Below are 445 nucleotides of genomic sequence, written 5' to 3'. Positions count from 1 at the left end.
TACAAAAAATGAATAAACAAATGTTTACAAAATATATTTTTCTTGGAGTAAGTATTATTTATCTTTTGGCATATGATCTTATGTTTATACGTAATCCAGATGCTTCTTTACATATCCCTTATTTAGAGTGCTTCTTAGTAATTTCTGCACCTTTATTTTTAAGTATTCATTATCTTCTATGGGTATCTATTTGTATGATATGTAGATTTTTAATTGCTATTTATTATTTTGACATTAACTATCCAATATCATTAGTATTATTGTTTCTAACAATTTTTGTTACTTCATTTTTTGTATTTCTTTCATTAAAGTTTTTAGTACAAAAAATTAAAGCATCCTATGAAAAACAAATGAAAGAAACAGCTTTATCGATAATGAGGATAATGGAATTAAAGGATCAATATACGAAAGGACATAGTGAACGTGTAGCCAATTATGCTACTAT

Annotated in this window: 1 protein-coding gene; it reads left to right on the top strand. The window is 24.7% G+C overall.

Going from position 1 to position 445, the window contains the following annotated elements; genetic code table 11:
• On the top strand, positions 1–445 hold a 445-nt coding region (locus KI369_RS28660; RefSeq protein WP_498033626.1), incomplete at both ends, for an HD-GYP domain-containing protein.

The organism is Bacillus sanguinis (genome assembly GCF_018332475.1).
GTDB lineage: Bacteria > Bacillota > Bacilli > Bacillales > Bacillaceae_G > Bacillus_A > Bacillus_A sanguinis.
The sequence above is the reverse complement of the archived record's forward strand: the minus strand, read 5'-3'. Positions and strand labels throughout refer to the sequence as shown.